Source organism: Cellulosimicrobium cellulans (genome assembly GCF_042723955.1).
GTDB lineage: Bacteria > Actinomycetota > Actinomycetes > Actinomycetales > Cellulomonadaceae > Cellulosimicrobium > Cellulosimicrobium cellulans_H.
Genome location: NZ_JBHXIC010000094.1, coordinates 1 through 15,920, shown reverse-complemented (window position 1 = coordinate 15,920; position 15,920 = coordinate 1). Strand labels below are relative to the sequence as shown.

The following is a 15,920-nucleotide window of genomic DNA, read 5'->3' as shown; positions in this document are numbered from 1 at the left end:
GGCGTCTACCATCCGCCGCTCGTTCCTCGCGGCTCCCGCCAGGCCCGCCACGACGCGGCACCACCACCCACCCCGCCCTACTCCGTCTCGTCCTGGCTTGCGCTCACCCCACGGCGACTGCCGGCGGTGTCGGTCTCGCGATTCAGGTTCCCGTTGCTGCATCCGGTCTCGGCACGACACTGTCGCACCGCTGCGCCGCGTCTGCAGGTCATGTGTCGCGTCGCGACCGCGATGCGACCCTGTCGTCGCGACGTCGACTAGGTGGCCGCGGTTCGTCCTGTTTGTCCGACGAGCCGCGCCCGCCTGTTCGGCCTGCCGGGGCCGCCTGGTCGGCTTGCCTCCGAGTCATGGCGAGACGACGGTCGAGCGGTGGGGGTGGGCTCGGATGCGAAGGGGCGTCAGAGCGGCGCTCCTAGAACCCACGGCCGAAGAGCCGGGGGGACGGCGCCGCAGCCCCGAGCACCGAGGCCACCCGCGCCGCGGACCCGACCCGGCGGGCCCGAGGCTGAACCACGGTTCTACCTCGCGCGACCACGGTTCTCCTTCGGCCAACCATGGTTCTACCTCGGCGTACCGGGGATACCTCGGCAGGTCAGGCGTCGTCGTCGAGGGGATCGCCGTGGCGGCGGCCCAGCACGTCGAGGCGTGCCCAGAGGATCGCGAGCGCGGCGCCGCCGCCGATCTCGGCCGCGGCGAGCGCGCCGACCACGAGCGCGTCGGCACCGACGACCTCGAGCCGACCGGGCCCGACCGCCCCGCCCGCGAGCCAGCTCACGACGCCGACGAGCAGTCCGGCGCCGAGCGCGACCCCGCTCACGGCGAGGCCGACGTCGAGCCATCGCACGTCGTCGTCCGGGTGCGTGCCGGTCACGTCGCGCAGGCGGCGCCACACGAAGGCCCCGGCCACGACGCCGAGCACGATGACGACGGCCGGCACCCAGGGGGTCAACGGGTTGGTCCAGTCGTCCCCGGGCAGGGCGCCGAGCAGCGGGATCGCCGGCAGCGCCCCGGGCTCGGAGCCGCTCGGTGCGAACGTGCTGCCCTCGCCCACGGCGAAGCCCGGCCCGACCAGCCACGCCCCCGCCCAGGCGACGACGTTCGGCAGGACGGCGAGCTGCGCGAGCGCGAGGACGATGCCGCCGACGGTCCCGGGCACGAGCCCGGCGACGATGTCGCCCGACGTCGCGCGCCCGGCGACGAGCCACGCCCCGACGACGACGGCGGAGACGCCGGCCAGCAGGCTCGTGCCGAGCAGGCCGCCGCGCAGCCCCAGCCGCAGCGACGGCGGGAGCCACCCGTCGAGCCGGTGCGTGAGGTCGCCGACGAAGGGAGCGTCCGGCCGCGCGAGGATCCCGGCACCGAGCCCGATCCCCCCGACGAGCGCGCCCCCGACGACCGCGACCGCGAGGCCCCAGGGCGGGGTGGACCCGGCGAGGAGTGCCACGCCCAGCGTCGCGAGCGCGTAGGTCACGGTGCCCGCGACCCACGCGGACGTCGTCGTGTGCGCGGAGCGGCGCGCGGACGCGAAGCAGCAGAACAGCGCGAGCGCGGTGAGCCCCAGCGGGACCAGGGTGACGGTCGTCCCGCTCGCGACGAGCGGGACCCCGTGGCCGAGGAGCCAGAAGCCCGCGGCGATCGTCACGGACTGGCCCCACCCCGTGCCCTCGGTGGACCCGGTGGACGACGCGAGGAAGGCCACGACCCCCGGCAGGACGACGACCGCGAGGGACAGCGCGAGCGCCTGGAGCGCGGCGAGCACGCCCGACGGCCCGCGCCGGACCACGACCGGTGCAGGGGCCGGGCTGCCGTCCACGGTGCGCGTGCGCGCACCACGCGTCGTGCTGGTGGTGCTCATGGTGCCCATCGTCGTCGATCGAGTGGTCGGTACGTGGCATTCGCCCCGGCGCGCCAGCCTACCCGCGCCTACGATCGGTCCATGACGACGGCGCCCGTCCCCACCGCGTTCGTCCTGGGTGGCGGTGGTGTTCGCGGCGCGGTCCAGATCGGCATGCTGCGCGCGCTGCTGGAGCGCGGCATCACGCCCGACCTGGTGGTCGGGACGTCGATCGGCGCGATCAACGGGGCGGCTCTCGCGGCCGACCCCACACCCGCGGTCGTCCCTCTCCTCGAGTCCGCCTGGTCGTCACCCGCGGCCGCGCAGGTCTACGGAGAGGCGTGGTACCGGCAGGTGCACCGGCTCGCGACGACGCGCACCCACCTCGCCAGCCCGGCCCCGCTGCGCGCGCTCCTGCGCCAGGTGCTCGGGGAGCGCACGACGTTCGCCGACCTCGCCGTGCCGCTCGTCGTCGCCGCGGCCTCGATCGAGCGGGCGGCCGAGCGCTGGTTCAGCGACGGCCCGCTCGTCGAGGCCGTGCTCGCCTCGGCGTCCGTGCCGGGCGCGCTGCCGCCCACGCGCATCGGGGACGAGCACTACGTCGACGGCGGCGTGGTCTCCTCGATCCCGCTGGGCGAGGCCGTGCGCCGCGGCGCACGGACGGTCTGGGTGCTCCAGGTCGGCCGGATCGAGGAGCCGCTGCGGCCACCCCGGACCGCGGTCGAGGTCGCGAAGGTGACGTTCGAGATCTCCCGCCGGCACCGGTTCGCGCGCGAGCTCGCCGAGGTCCCCGACGACGTGACCGTCCACGTCCTCCCGAGCGGCGGGCCGCTGCCCGGAGACGACCGGCTCTCGTCGTCGCGCCGGCTCGACACGACCCGCGCTCGCGCAGCCTCGTCGTACGCGGCGTCGTGCCGCTACCTCGACGAGACGGGGGGTGGCGCGTGAACGTCGCGCCGCCGCCGCGCTGGGTCCGCCGGCTGCTGCTCGCGCCGGCGGTCGTCGTCCTCGCGGTCCTGCTCGTCCCGACGAGCGTCATGCTCGTCCTGCTCGTCGGCGGCATCGTGAGCTGGGCGCTGCCCGGGCGCCTGCGCGCGCCGCGCGTCCTGTGGCTCGCGAGCTTCTACGTCGTGTGGGACGCGGCCGCGATCGTCGCGCTGTTCGGCCTCTGGGCAGGCTCGGGCTTCGGACGGGCCCTGGACCGCCCGGCGTTCCGGCGCGCGCACGTCCGTCTCGCGGGCACGATGCTGTCGGTGCTCTTCTGGCAGGTGCGCTGGACGCTACGGCTGCGGATCGACGTCGACGTCAGCGAGGCGGACGGGCTCGACGGGGTGCCGGTGCTCGTGGTGAGCCGCCATGCCGGACCCGGTGACTCGTTCGTGCTCATGGACCGCATCGTCAACGCGGCGGGACGCGAGCCGCGCGTCGTGCTCAAGGACACGCTCCAGTGGGACCCGGCGATCGACGTCCTGCTGCACCGCGTCCCGGCGTACTTCGTCGTGCCGCGCTCGCGGCGGCCGCACGGCGCGCCGTCGGGCAGCGAGGCGGTCGCCGCGCTCGCGACCGACCTCGCACCGGACTCCGCCGTGCTGCTCTTCCCCGAGGGCGGGAACGTCACGCCGCGCCGCCGCGACGCGCGGATCGCGGCGTTGCGCTCCACCGGGGAGGACGACCTCGCCGCGCTGGCCGAGGGGATGCCGCACGTCATGGCGCCGCACGTCGGCGGGTTCCTCGCCGCGCTCGACGCGACGCCGACGACGGGCGTGGCGGTCGTCGCGCACACCGGCCTCGAGCGCCTGGTCACGGTGCGCGACATCTGGCGCGAGCTGCCGATGGACAAGCGCCTGACGCTCAAGATCTGGGCGACGCCCCGCGAGGCGCTCCCGGCGGGCGACGAGGAGCGCGCCGCGTGGCTCTACGCGCAGTGGGTGCGCCTCGACGCGTGGCTGGCCGCCTCGGGGGCGCCGACGGTCCCGAGCGGCGACCGCGACCCGGCCCCCTGACGTCGGGCACCGGCCCGGACGCACGACGCCCCGCGTCCGGCGGAGCGGTCGCGGGGCGTCGGGTGCGTGGACCCGGGTCACGGGTCCTGCGGCGGAGCCAGGGTCAGGCGAGGACCTCGCGCAGGAGCGAGGCGGTCTCGGACGGCGTCTTGCCGACCTTGACGCCGACGGCCTCGAGGGCCTCCTTCTTGGCCTGCGCGGTGCCCGCGGAGCCGGAGACGATCGCGCCGGCGTGGCCCATCGTCTTGCCCTCGGGGGCGGTGAAGCCGGCGACGTAGCCGACGACCGGCTTCGTGACGTGCTCCTTGATGTACGCCGCGGCACGCTCCTCGGCGTCGCCACCGATCTCGCCGATCATGACGATCGCCTTGGTCTCGGGGTCGTTCTCGAACGCCTCGAGCGCGTCAATGTGCGTGGTGCCGACGATCGGGTCGCCGCCGATGCCGATGGCGGTCGAGAACCCGAGGTCCTTGAGCTCGTACATCATCTGGTAGGTCAGCGTGCCCGACTTCGACACGAGACCGACCGGGCCCTTGCCCGTGATGGTGTGCGGGGTGATGCCGGCGAGCGACTCGCCCGGCGTGATGATGCCGGGGCAGTTCGGGCCGATCATGCGCGTCTTCTTGCCCTGGAGGTAGGCCCAGACCTCGGCCGTGTCCTGGACGGGGACGCCCTCGGTGATGACGACGATGAGCGGCATCTCGGCGTCGACGGCCTCGATCGCGGCGTCCTTGGTGAACGCCGGCGGGACGAAGAGGACCGACACGTTCGCACCGGTCTCGGCCATCGCCTCGGCCACGGTGCCGAACACCGGGAGCGTGACGTCGTTGCCCTCGTGGTCCTTGTGCGTGACGGTCGTGCCGGCCTTGCGGGCGTTGACGCCGCCGACGATCTGCGCGCCCGAGTCGAGCATGAGGGCGGTGTGCTTGGCACCCATCCCGCCGGTGATGCCCTGGACGATGATCTTGGAGTCGGAGTTCAGGTAGATCGACATGGTGTTCTCTGTCTCAGCTTTCCGCGTCTTCGGGCGATCAGGCGTTGGCCAGCTCGGCAGCCTTGTCGGCCCCGCCGTCCATGGTCTCGGCGAGGGTCACGAGCGGGTGGTTCGCCTCGCGCAGGATCGCGCGGCCGAGGTCCACGTTGTTGCCGTCCAGGCGCACGACGAGCGGCTTGGACGCCTCGTCGCCGAGGATCTCGAGCGCGCCGACGATGCCCTTGGCGACCTCGTCACACGCGGTGATGCCGCCGAAGACGTTGACGAACACCGACTTGACCTGCGGGTCGTTGAGGATGACGTCGAGGCCGTTCGCCATGACCTGCGCGTTGGCGCCGCCGCCGATGTCGAGGAAGTTGGCCGGCTTCACGCCGCCGTGGGCCTCACCGGCGTACGCGACGACGTCGAGCGTGCTCATGACGAGCCCCGCGCCGTTGCCGATGATGCCGACCTCGCCGTCGAGCTTGACGTAGTTGAGGCCGTTCGCCTTGGCCTCGAGCGGGTCGGTCGACTCCTTGTCCTCCAGCGCCTCGTGGTCCGGGTGACGGACCTCCGACGCGTTGTCGTCCAGCGTGACCTTGCCGTCGAGCGCGATGATCGAGCCGTCCTCGGTGCGGACGAGCGGGTTCACCTCGACGAGCGTCGCGTCCTCGGCCGTGAAGACGGTCCAGAGCTTCTGGATGACCGCCGCGACCGGGGCCTTGAGCTCCTCGGCGAAGCCGGCGGCGTCGACGATCTCGCGCGCCTTGGCCTCGTCGATGCCGACGATCGGGTCGACCGCGACCTTGGCGAGCGCCTCGGGGCGCTCGACCGCGAGCTGCTCGATCTCCATGCCGCCCTCGACGGAGCACATGGCGAGGTAGTTGCGGTTCGACCGGTCGAGCAGCACCGAGAAGTAGAACTCCTCGGCGATCTTGGCACCCTCCGCGATCATCACGCGGTGGACCGTGTGGCCCTTGATGTCCATGCCGAGGATCTCGGACGCCTTCTCGGCGGTCTCCTCGGGCGAATGGGCGAGCTTGACGCCGCCGGCCTTGCCGCGGCCGCCGGTCTTCACCTGGGCCTTGACGACCACGGTGCCGCCGCCGAGCTTCTCGGCGCCCGCGCGGGCCTCCTCGGGCGTCGTCGCGACGACCCCGCCCAGCACGGGCACGCCGTGCTTCTCGAAGATGTCGCGCGCCTGGTATTCGAACAGGTCCACCCTGCTGCGTCCTTCCGTCTGATGCGCCGTGTGCGGCATGACCGATGTCTCGACATCAAGACATCCCCGTACAGGGTAGCCCGGGAAGCCCGGGGCTCCTATCGCTCGATGGCGGACGACGTCCGACGCCGCGTGTTCCGTTCGTCACGCGGCGCCGTGTGCGGGCGGTGCCGGCTCAGTCCGCGACGGGCACGTCCACGAACCGCACGGGCGTGCTGCCGTCCGAGACGGTCGTCGAGCCGTCAGGCACGTCGACGACGACGGAGTCCGAACCCGTGTCCGGCCAGACGACGGTCACCCGGGACGTGACGCCCGGGTCCAGGGAGCCGACCTGCAGGTCCGCGAGGACGTTGCGCTCGTTGAGGTCGTAGAACGTGGGCTCCACGAGGTAGTCGACCGGGTAGACGCGCACGCCGCCGTCGAGCAGCGTGACGTTGCTCGCGCCCAGGAGCCCGCTGCCAAGGTCGCCACGGCCGTCGCGGACGGACCCGAGCACGCTCACGAACGTCGCGTAGTCCGCCCCGTCGTTGCGCACGTCGAGGGTGCCGACGAGGTAGCCGCCCGCGCGTCGCACCTCGACGAGCTCGACGTGCAGGTTCTGGACGTCACCCACCGTGTCGGTGTGCTCGAGCGTCGTCCCGCCGAGGCCCTCGACCGTGGGCCCCTCCGCGGCGGCGACGTCACCGGTCCGCCCCTCGACGACGACGGGCTCGTCGACGGCGGTGAACTCCACCGTGACCCGGCGGTTGAGGGAGCGTGCCTCGTCCGTGAGCTCGGTCGTGACCGGCTCGCGCTCGCCGCGGCCCTCGACGCGCACGTCGAACCGGCCGAGGTCCGTGACCTGCCCCAGCCGGTCCGCCACGGCTTGCGCCCGGCGCTCCGACAGCTCCTGGTTCGCGGCGTCCTCGCCCACGTCGTCCGTGTGCCCGACGACCACGAGCTCGCCGTCGGCCGCGAGCGCGAGCTCGCCCGCCACGGCCTCGAGCGCGGTGTCCGCCTCCGGGCCCAGGTCGGCGGAGTCGACGGCGAACAGCACGTCGGAGCTCACGTTGACGCTGACCTTCTCGCCCGTGTCGCGCGTGCGGACCGCGTCGTCGGCCGTGGCGCTGTACGTCTCCAGGACGGCGGTCGGCGCCACGACGTCGTCGATCCCGGACGGCGCGAGGTCGGCCACCGGCACGGTGAGGCCGTCGGCGTCGGCGGCCGCCACCACGGGGACGTCCTCGACGAGGCCGAGGGACGGCACGAGGACCGCGGTGGTCGGCGTGCTCGGCGCGTCGAACGCGACGAAGCCCACGACCGGCTCACGACCCGGCGCGATCATGTACTGCTCACCGAGCGCGGCGAGCGCCTTACCCGAGCCCGCCCGCGCGGCTTCCCGGACGACGCCCGCGTCCAGGTCGACCAGACGCACCCCGTCGAACGAGTCCTCCTGGTCCGCGATCGCCCGGTTCCCGAACACGCCACCGGTCAGCAACGACCCCTCGCCGCCGCTCGCCCCGACCTCGATGCGCAGGACGGCGAGGTCGCCGTCGACGACCAGGGGGCCGACCGTGCCCTCGAGGTCGAGCCCGAGGACCTGGCCCCGGACGGGGACGGGCGTCGGGTCGGTGGAGAGCTCGGCCGCCTCCGTCGTGCTCGCCGCCGGACCGGGGTCCGGGGCGTCGGCGCCGCAGCCCGCCAGGGCCAGGACGAGGACCGCGACGACGGGAGCGACGCGCGCCACCCTCCGCGTTCCGTACCGGTGCTGCATCGCGAGATCTCCCCCTGTGGATCGACGTCCCGCGCGCTCGTGCCGCGCGGCGGCACGACAGTAGCCGACCGGTCGCGCAGCGGGGCCGGCGTCCGCCGTCGTCAACATGTGTTGACATGACGCATCACGTCAACCTAGATTGACACGCATGGAACCCGTCGACATGGACGCCGCGAGCAGCACCGACCCCGACACGGGGCTGCGCGCCGTGCGGTCGCTGCGCGTGCTCGCCGAGCGCCTCGCGGCGCTTCAGGTCGAGCACGCCCGCGCGCTCGGCTGGTCGTGGCAGGAGATCGCCGACCGGCTCGGCGTCTCCCGCCAGGCCGTGCACAAGAAGTACGGGGCGTCCCGAACCAGCAGGAGGTCATGACATGTTCGAACGCTTCGCCGCCGACGCCCGGGAGACGGTGGTCGGCGCCCAGGAGGTGGCCCGGTCCCGCGGCGACGACTCGATCGACGCCGCGCACCTGCTCCTCTCACTCGCCCGCCAGGACGGCGGCGCGGGCGCGGCCGCGCTCGCGGCGGTCGGCGTCGACGCCGACGCTCTCGAGCGGCACGTCGACTCCGCACGCCGCCACGACGCGCTCGACGGCCCCGCGCTCGCGGCCCTCGGGATCGACCTCGAGGAGATCCGTGCACGCACCGACGCCGCGTTCGGGCCCGGCGCGCTCGACCGCGCGGGCGACGACGAGCGCCGGCGCGGGCGACGCAAGCGCACGTCGCACATCCCGTTCACGCCTGAGGCGAAGAAGGCGCTCGAGCTCTCGCTGCGCGAGGCCGTGCACGAGGGGTCGCGCACCATCGACTCGGGCCACGTCCTCGCGGCGGTCGCGCGCGCGAAGGGCTCGACGGCGCACCTCGCCCTGGTCGACGCGCTCGCCGAGGCAGGGTCGGACGTCGCGGGCCTGCGCTCTGCGCTCGTCGAGCGGCACCGCAAGGCCTCCTGACCCGTCCGGCCCGCCCCGCGGGTGCACCGGCCCCGCCAGGGCGCTCAGCCCGGCGGGACCGGCCCGGTGAACGCGTCGAGGTCCCACCCGGCGGCCGTCGCGAGCTCCCGGTAGGAGCGCTCGAAGAACGCGAGCAGGACGGCGTCGGGGTCCGCCGCGTCGCGCAGCACCCCGCACGGGAGCACGGCCTCGCGCAGTCCCGGGTCCCAGTAGCCGGGTGCCAGGTCGAGGTCGGCCGCACCCGGCGGCTGCGGGTACGCGTACGCGTAGACCTGGTCGACGTGCGTCGTCGGGTCGCCGGGCCAGTAGCCGACGGCGACGTTCTCCGCGTTCTCTGCGTAACGGTAGATGGGCTCGAGGTCGTCCGGCTGCGGGTGCGGCTTCCCGTTGAAGAGCGTGAGCCCGAGGTCGAACGCACCCCAGTAGAAGCGCGGCCCGCTCGACTTGCCGTAGAACCCGGAGCGGAACCGCTCCATGACCGCGACGACCCGCTGGACGACCGCGAGCCACGTGCGCGTGAGGTCCCCGTCCCACTCCCCGACCGCGGTGTCCTGCTCGAACGGCACCGGGTCGGGGATCTCGCGCGGGGTCGACCACACGCGCACCGGGACGTCGAGCCGGTCGAGGCAGGCCAGCGTCCGGGCGTAGAAGTCGGCCACCGACATCGGCCCCAGCGCGATCGTCTCGGTGCGCCCGTCCGACGTGCGGAACGCGACCTGCTCCGCCACGAGGTCGATCTCGACGTCCAGGGCGCGGTCGCCCACCTGCATGACGGGCGTGACGAACCCGCGCGACGTCACGTGGAAGGCGACGTTCCACCAGTGGTTGACGAACGGGGTGAGGTCGAGCACGACCTTGCCGACGACCTGCGTGAACAGGTGGAGCGGCCGACGGGTCGGTTCCCAACGCCGCACGTCGAGGTCGGGCCAGGGGGCGGGTCGGGCGGCCGGCTGGGTCACGGAGGCTCCTGGGGGCTCGGTCGTCCTGCCACGGTAGGACGCGTGACCCGCTCGCGCCCGACGACGGGCTGACGCCCCGCCGCGGAGCCGCGCCTACCGTCGGGGTGTGCCCGACCAGACCGCGCTCCCCCACCGTTCGGACCACCGATCCGACACCTCCGCCGTCCGCACGCGCTCCGCGGCGGCCCGCGCCACCGCCGTCGCGGCTCCCGGCGGACAGCCGTGGGCGCGAGGCGCCGTCGTGCTCGCCGCGAGCTTCGTGCTCGGCGGCCTGACGTCGTACGCCCAGGGCTTCCTGCCCGACGCCGCAGCTCCCTTCGCGAACTCGGCGAGCGGCTGGACCCTGCTCACGGCGCTCCTCGTCGCCTGGGCCGCCCGCGACGCGCGGACGCGGACCTGGCACGCCGCCGTGCTGGGCGCGGCGAGCTTCGTGCTGCTCACGCTCGGCTACGCGGCCGCCGCCGACCTGCGCGGGTACGTCTACGACCCGACGCTGTTCGGGATCGTCGGCCTCGTCGTCGGACCGTTCGTCGGGATCGCGGCGGCGTGGCAGTGGCGGAACGGCGTCCTCACCGCCCTCGGCACCGCGGTGCTCGCGGGCATCGGCGTCGGCGAGTCGGTGTACGGGCTCACGACGGTCGTCGAGACGACGGGCGCCACGTACTGGGTCGTGATCGGGCTCGCGTCGCTCGTGCTGCTCAGCGCGGTGCTCGCCCGGCGCCTGCGCGGCACCGTCCCGGTGACCGTCGCCGCGGGAGGCACCGCCGTCGTCGCCACGGCGTTCGTCCTCGCCTACCGCGCGCTCGGCACTATCGGCTGACTCGGCGGAACCTCCCCGCCCGCCACGACCGCCGCCCGCGTGCCGCCAGGCGCCCGACGCGTCAGAGCTTGGTGACGGGCGAGTACCGCAGCAGCAGCCGCTTGGTCCCGTCCGCGCCGAAGTCGATCTTCGCGACGGCGTTCGGCCCCGCCCCCTCGAGCGCGACGACCGTCCCGAGCCCGTACGCGTCGTGCGTGACCTTGTCGCCGACGGCGAGGTTCGGCACGTCCCCGTCGGCCCGCGGCGTCGCGGACCCGAACTTCGCCCCACCGGCGCCGGACCCCGAAGGTGAGCCGAACGCGGCGCGGGCAGGGGCCGACGACGACGGGTCGTGGCGGGTCTGGCGGGAGCGGCCCGAGGAACGACGGCCGCGGATGGTAGACCCGTCGTCGTCGGCCCCGGACCGCGCCCCCGACCACGACCCGGACCGCGACGCGGACCACGAGCCCGAACCCGAGCCGCGGCCCCAGACCGACCCGCCCGCGCGCAGCGTCGCCATCGACGACTCGCGCCGCCGCCAGTCCCACAGCTCCTCGGGGATCTCCTCGAGGAACCGGCTGGGCGGGAACTCGTTGGCCATGCCCCACGCGGACCGCACCGCGGACCGCGACACGTAGAGCCGCTCGCGCGCGCGGGTGATGCCCACGTAGGCGAGGCGGCGCTCCTCGGCGAGCTCCGCGTCGTCGTGCAGCGACCGCATGTGCGGGAAGGTGCCGTCCTCCATGCCGGTGAGGAACACGACGGGGAACTCGAGGCCCTTGGCCGTGTGGAGCGTCATGAGCGTGACGACGCCCGGGTCCTCCTTCTCCTCGCCCTCGGCGTCCTCGTCGTCGCCGTCGTCCGCGGGGATCTGGTCGGCGTCCGCGACGAGCGACACGCGCTCGAGGAAGTCGGACAGCGTGCCCTCCGGGTCGAGCTCCGTGAACTCCGTCGCGACGGCGTGCAGCTCGGCGAGGTTCTCGACGCGCGTCGCGTCCTGCGGGTCGTCGCTCGCGCGCAGCTCGGCGAGGTACCCGGTGCGGTCGAGGACGGCACCGAGGATGTCCGACGGCGTCGCCCCGGAGTCCGCGAGCTCGCGCAGCCCGGTCATGAGCTCGACGAAGGCGCGCAGCGGGTTGAGCGTGCGGTTGGTCAGGCCGGGGATCTCGTCGATCCGGGCGAGCGCCGCACCGAACGAGATGCGCTCGCGGTCCGCGAGCGCCGCGACGGCGCCCTCGGCCCGGTCCCCCAGCCCGCGCTTGGGCGTGTTGAGCACGCGGCGCAGGTTGACGTCGTCGTCGAGGTTGTCGATCGCGCGCAGGTACGCGACGGCGTCCTTGACCTCGCGCCGCTCGTAGAAGCGCGTGCCGCCGACGACCTTGTAGGGCAGGCCGACGCGGATGAGCACCTCCTCCAGCGCGCGGGACTGCGCGTTGGTCCGGTAGAACACCGCGACGTCGCCGGGGCGCACGCCGTCGGAGTCGCCCAGGCGGTCGATCTCCTCGGCGACGAACCGCGCCTCCTCGTGCTCGTTGTCCGCGACGTAGCCGATGACCTTCGCGCCGGCCCCCGAGTCGGTCCACAGGCGCTTGGGCTTGCGGTCGGGGTTGCGCGAGATGACGGCGTTGGCGGCGGAGAGGATGTTCTGGGTCGAGCGGTAGTTCTGCTCGAGCAGGATGGTGCGGGCGTCCGGGTAGTCGGCCTCGAACTCGAGGATGTTGCGGATCGTGGCACCACGGAACGCGTAGATCGACTGGTCGGCGTCACCGACGACGGTGAGCTCGGCGGGGTCGAGCGCGGGGACCTGCGCCTCGCCCGTCCCGCTCGTCGCTGCGTCGGTCGCGGCGGAGTCCTCGCCGACGCCCGCGAGCTCGCGCACGAGCACGTACTGCGCGTGGTTGGTGTCCTGGTACTCGTCGACGAGCACGTGCCGGAACCGGCGGCGGTAGTGCTCCGCGACGGCCGGGAACGCCTGGAGCAGGTTGACCGTGGTCATGATGATGTCGTCGAAGTCGAGCGCGCTCGCCGCGACGAGGCGCGCCTGGTAGCGCGTGTAGACGTCGGCGAGCACCTGGTCGAACTCGGGGACGCTCGCGCCGTGCTGGCCGCCCCGCGCCGCGAGGCCGTCGTCCGTCGCGTGCGCACCGGAGTCCCGTGCGTACGTCTCGGGGTCGATGAGCTCGTTCTTGAGGTCCGAGATCTTGTTCGCGAGCGAGCGCGCCGGGTACTTCTTGGGGTCCAGGTCGAGCTCGCGCGTGACGAGCGTGATGAGCCGCTGCGAGTCCGCCGCGTCGTAGATGGAGAAGCTCGACCGCAGCCCGAGCGTCTTGGCCTCGCGCCGCAGGATGCGCACGCACGCCGAGTGGAACGTCGAGACCCACATGTTCCGCGCCGACGGCCCGACGAGAGCTTCCACGCGCTCGCGCATCTCTGCCGCGGCCTTGTTGGTGAAGGTGATCGCGAGGATCTGCCCGGCGTTCGACCGGCGTGTGGCGAGCAGGTACGCGATGCGGTGCGTGAGCACGCGCGTCTTGCCCGACCCCGCGCCCGCGACGATGAGCAGCGGCCCGCCCGCGTGCACGACGGCCTCGCGCTGCTGCGGGTTGAGCCCGTCGAGCAGCGCGTCGGGGTCGAGGTGCGCGTACCGGCCCTTGCGCTCCCCCGTTCCCGGCGACGAGCCGGCGCCCCCCGGCCCCGTCCCACCGTCACCGGCGGGCGACCCCGCGCCGTCGGGCACGGCCGGGTCGTCGGTCCAGCGCGGGGCGGTCCGCGGGAGGCGGGACTCGCCGCCGTGGTCGACGCGCGGGCCGTCGAACAGCGTGTCGAGGCCGGGCAGCGGGAGGTTCTCGAAGAGCGAAGCCATAGCCCCTCCAGCCTAGGCGCCCCCGCCCACACCCGGCGCCGCCCCGCCGATGAGTCCGGTCACCGGCGACGGTCTCCCCGTTCGTCCGCAGCACCTGCCCCACCACGAAGGAGCCACCATGACGACGACCCACCTCACGGGCGTGCACACCGTCGCGATCCCGGTCGCGGACCAGGACCGCGCGCTCGCCTACTACACCGGGACGCTCGGCTTCGAGGTCCGCATGGACGGCGAGCTCCAGGAGGGGTTCCGCTGGATCGAGGTCGCTCCTCCGGGCTCGGCGACGTCGGTCGCGCTGGTCGCAGCAGGGGACGGCCTCCCCGCGGGCGTCGACACCGGCATCCGCATCACGACCTCCGACGCGGCCGCCGACCACGCAGCGTTCACCGACGCCGGCGCGAGCACCGGAGAGCTCCTGCGCTGGGAGGGCCTCCCGCCGATGTTCTCGCTGCGCGACGTCGACGGGAACACGCTCTACGTGATGGAGATCCCCGGCTGATCCGATACGTCCACCGGTCAGGTGATCGCGAGCCCCACGCCCCACGTCGCCGCCGCGAGGAGCCCGCCCAGGAGCTGGACGAGGATCGTGATGCCGGTGGCCTGCATCGCGGCGACGGTCGCGCGCCACGCCGCGCGACGGTCGCGGCGGCGCAGGAGCTCGGCGACGAAGACCGCGAGCACGAACCCGATGAACAGGCCGATCACGGGGATGACGAAGAACCCGACGACGCCTGCGATCCCGCCCCAGACGAGGGTCGACCACGGGACGTCCGCCCGCCGCATGTGGCGGCCGGCGAGGACGTACTGCGCCACCTCGGCGGCGACCACGAGCACGGCGGCGACCGCGAAGACGACCCAAGCGGCCGTGCCGCCCGTGACGATCGCCCACACGAGGATCGCGCCGAGCACGAGCACGTTCCCGGGCAGGATCTGCACGACGATCCCGATCAGCCCGACCAGGATCGCCAGCCCGACGAGGACCTCTCCACCGACGCTCACGGGGGAAACCCTCGCACGTCGGGCGCGCTACGCACGCTCCGGGAGCGGCACGAGCCGCGGGTGGGCGACGCAGTCGACCGCCCAGGACCGGATCATCGCGCTGAACAGGTGCGGGTCCTCCGCGCTCCACTGGTGGTGCATCCCGGGTGCGAGGCGCACGACGGCGTCCGGCACGCGACGCTCGATCGTCGCCAGGGCGCGGCGCGCGGGGCGCAGGTCCCGACCGCCCGCGACCGCGAGCACGCGGGCTCCCGACTCCGCGAGGCCGTCGGGCCAGCGCCCGCCGTAGACGTCGGGCAGCAGCCGCGCCATGGTCTCGCTGCGGATCGCGAGCCCCGAGCGCACGAACAGGTCGCGTGCGTCCGCCGGGATGCCCATGGCGACGGCCTGGCCCCGCCAGTACCAGGGCCGGTCCCAGACCCGGAGCTGCGCGCGGCCGAACGCGCCGGCGAGGCCGGGCACGCCGTCGACCACCGCGCCGGACGCGAGGACGGAGCGCACGAGTCCCGGATGCTGCGCGGCGAGGCGCAGCGCGACGATCCCGCCGAACGACAGCCCGACGACGTGCACCTCCCGCCCGGCCGGGATCGCGGAGACCGTCGCGGCGACGTCGTCGACGACCGCGTCGAGCGACGCCGGGACCTGGTCGCCACGGCTCCCGAAGCCGAGCAGGTCGGGCGTCCACACGTCAAGGTCGTCGAGCGCCTCCACCTGCGGCTCCCACATCCACGACGCCACGTTGCCCCCGTGCAGCAGGACGACGGAGACGGCGTCCGTGCCCGGCACGCCGGAGCGGGTGGCGGGGTGGTGCACGACGACGTCCGGCGCGGTCACGCGAGCACCTCTCGCTCGGTCTCGTCGAGCCAGGCGAGCTCGGTGCGGGCGTGCGCGAGCCCGTGGCGCAGCGTCGCGAGGCGCAGGGCGAGCCCGCGGGTGCCGCGAACGCGGTCGGCGTCCGGCCCGCCGTCGGCGAGGACTGCGGCGACGCGCTCCTCCTCCGCGGTGAGCGTCGCGACCGTCTCCTCGGCCAGGGCGCGCCGGGACGCGAGGAGCGCCGCGACGCCCTCGTCGTCGAGCTGGTCGGCGAAGAACAGCCGCCCGAGGAAGGGCTCGCGCGAGTCCTCCGGCTCGAGCGCCGAGGCGAGCCAGCCGCGCAGCGCCGCGCGGCCGGCGTCGGTGATCGTGTGGACCTTCCGGTCGGGGTAGCTCTCCTGGGGCACGACCTCGACCTCGGCCAGTCCCGCGTCCACGATCGCGGCGAGCGTGCGGTAGAGCTGTGAACGGTCGGCCGCCCAGAAGTGGCGCACGGAGGAGTCGAACGCGCGCTTGAGGTCGTAGCCCGTCATGGGCCGGACCGTGAGGAGCCCGAGGACGAGATATCGAAGGACCATGCGACTAGTGGACCATGCACCTAGTCAGCCGTCAACGCCCCGGGACGACGGAGGCCCGGCGCGGGGGGCGTGCCGGGCGGGGGGGCGCGGCCGGGGGCGGGGGGGGCGGCGCGTGGGTACCTGGCGGCGGGGGTTCTGGGGGTGGGTGGCCGAGGGCGGGGGGGGGGGGCGCGCGCC

At 74.1% G+C, this 15,920-nt stretch carries 15 protein-coding genes; 6 read left to right on the top strand and 9 right to left on the bottom strand.

Translation table 11 applies throughout. The annotated features are described in order from the left end of the window. Positions 1 to 592: 592 nt before the first annotated feature. Positions 593 to 1,855, bottom strand: a complete 1,263-nt coding sequence (locus ACFWH7_RS18325) for a cell division protein PerM (protein WP_378218651.1) — start codon at positions 1,853 to 1,855, stop codon at positions 593 to 595. Between the two features lie 81 nt (positions 1,856 to 1,936). Here ACFWH7_RS18325 and ACFWH7_RS18320 point away from each other — a divergent pair, with 81 nt between their 5' ends. Continuing rightward, positions 1,937 to 2,782, top strand: a complete 846-nt coding sequence (locus tag ACFWH7_RS18320) for a patatin-like phospholipase family protein (protein WP_378218649.1) — start codon at positions 1,937 to 1,939, stop codon at positions 2,780 to 2,782. Further along, positions 2,779 to 3,837, top strand: coding sequence for a 1-acyl-sn-glycerol-3-phosphate acyltransferase (locus ACFWH7_RS18315; RefSeq protein WP_378218647.1), 1,059 nt, complete (start codon positions 2,779 to 2,781; stop codon positions 3,835 to 3,837). Before ACFWH7_RS18320 ends, ACFWH7_RS18315 begins: the two co-directional genes overlap by 4 nt. 103 nt (positions 3,838 to 3,940) lie before the next feature. On the opposite strand, the gene sucD is transcribed toward ACFWH7_RS18315, so the two are convergent. From sucD to ACFWH7_RS18300, 3 genes are all read right to left on the bottom strand, one after another. Further along, complete coding sequence (gene sucD / locus ACFWH7_RS18310; protein WP_378218645.1) at positions 3,941 to 4,831, bottom strand: succinate--CoA ligase subunit alpha; 891 nt, start codon at positions 4,829 to 4,831, stop codon at positions 3,941 to 3,943. Between the two features lie 37 nt (positions 4,832 to 4,868). Next, complete coding sequence (sucC, locus tag ACFWH7_RS18305; RefSeq protein ID WP_378218643.1) at positions 4,869 to 6,032, bottom strand: ADP-forming succinate--CoA ligase subunit beta; 1,164 nt, start codon at positions 6,030 to 6,032, stop codon at positions 4,869 to 4,871. Positions 6,033 to 6,207: 175 nt separating this feature from the next. Beyond that, positions 6,208 to 7,758, bottom strand: a complete 1,551-nt coding sequence (locus tag ACFWH7_RS18300) for an OmpA family protein (RefSeq protein ID WP_378218641.1) — start codon at positions 7,756 to 7,758, stop codon at positions 6,208 to 6,210. A 175-nt stretch (positions 7,759 to 7,933) separates the two neighbouring features. On the opposite strand from ACFWH7_RS18300, the gene ACFWH7_RS18295 reads away from it, so the two are divergent. Continuing rightward, the gene (locus tag ACFWH7_RS18295) at positions 7,934 to 8,155 is read left to right on the top strand and encodes a helix-turn-helix domain-containing protein (RefSeq protein ID WP_378218639.1); all 222 of its coding nucleotides are present in this window, start codon (positions 7,934 to 7,936) and stop codon (positions 8,153 to 8,155) included. A 1-nt stretch (position 8,156) separates the two neighbouring features. Further along, entirely contained in the window at positions 8,157 to 8,732 is a 576-nt protein-coding gene (locus ACFWH7_RS18290; RefSeq protein WP_378218637.1) for a Clp protease N-terminal domain-containing protein, read from the top strand. Positions 8,733 to 8,776: 44 nt separating this feature from the next. Here ACFWH7_RS18290 and ACFWH7_RS18285 read toward each other — a convergent pair whose 3' ends face one another. After that, positions 8,777 to 9,691, bottom strand: coding sequence for a DUF5996 family protein (locus tag ACFWH7_RS18285; RefSeq protein WP_378218634.1), 915 nt, complete (start codon positions 9,689 to 9,691; stop codon positions 8,777 to 8,779). A 106-nt stretch (positions 9,692 to 9,797) separates the two neighbouring features. Between ACFWH7_RS18285 and ACFWH7_RS18280 the strand changes: the two genes are divergently transcribed. Beyond that, positions 9,798 to 10,511, top strand: a complete 714-nt coding sequence (locus ACFWH7_RS18280; protein WP_378218632.1) for a DUF6518 family protein — start codon at positions 9,798 to 9,800, stop codon at positions 10,509 to 10,511. 61 nt (positions 10,512 to 10,572) lie between these two features. Here ACFWH7_RS18280 and pcrA read toward each other — a convergent pair whose 3' ends face one another. Next, on the bottom strand, positions 10,573 to 13,353 hold the full coding sequence (gene pcrA / locus ACFWH7_RS18275; RefSeq protein WP_378218630.1) for a DNA helicase PcrA: 2,781 nt from the start codon (positions 13,351 to 13,353) through the stop codon (positions 10,573 to 10,575). 118 nt (positions 13,354 to 13,471) lie between these two features. Here pcrA and ACFWH7_RS18270 point away from each other — a divergent pair, with 118 nt between their 5' ends. After that, entirely contained in the window at positions 13,472 to 13,852 is a 381-nt protein-coding gene (locus ACFWH7_RS18270; RefSeq protein ID WP_378218627.1) for a VOC family protein, read from the top strand. Between the two features lie 17 nt (positions 13,853 to 13,869). Here ACFWH7_RS18270 and ACFWH7_RS18265 read toward each other — a convergent pair whose 3' ends face one another. From ACFWH7_RS18265 to ACFWH7_RS18255, 3 genes are read right to left on the bottom strand one after another with little or no spacing between them, the layout of a single operon-like run. Continuing rightward, positions 13,870 to 14,352 (bottom strand): DUF456 domain-containing protein, encoded by a 483-nt coding sequence (locus tag ACFWH7_RS18265; protein ID WP_378218625.1) that lies wholly within the window; start codon positions 14,350 to 14,352, stop codon positions 13,870 to 13,872. A 27-nt stretch (positions 14,353 to 14,379) separates the two neighbouring features. Next, complete coding sequence (locus ACFWH7_RS18260) at positions 14,380 to 15,186, bottom strand: alpha/beta fold hydrolase (protein ID WP_378218623.1); 807 nt, start codon at positions 15,184 to 15,186, stop codon at positions 14,380 to 14,382. Continuing rightward, a complete protein-coding gene (locus ACFWH7_RS18255) occupies positions 15,183 to 15,743 on the bottom strand; it encodes a PadR family transcriptional regulator (RefSeq protein ID WP_378218621.1) in 561 nt (186 codons plus the stop codon). The genes ACFWH7_RS18260 and ACFWH7_RS18255 overlap by 4 nt, the downstream gene beginning before the upstream one ends. Positions 15,744 to 15,920: the final 177 nt, after the last annotated feature.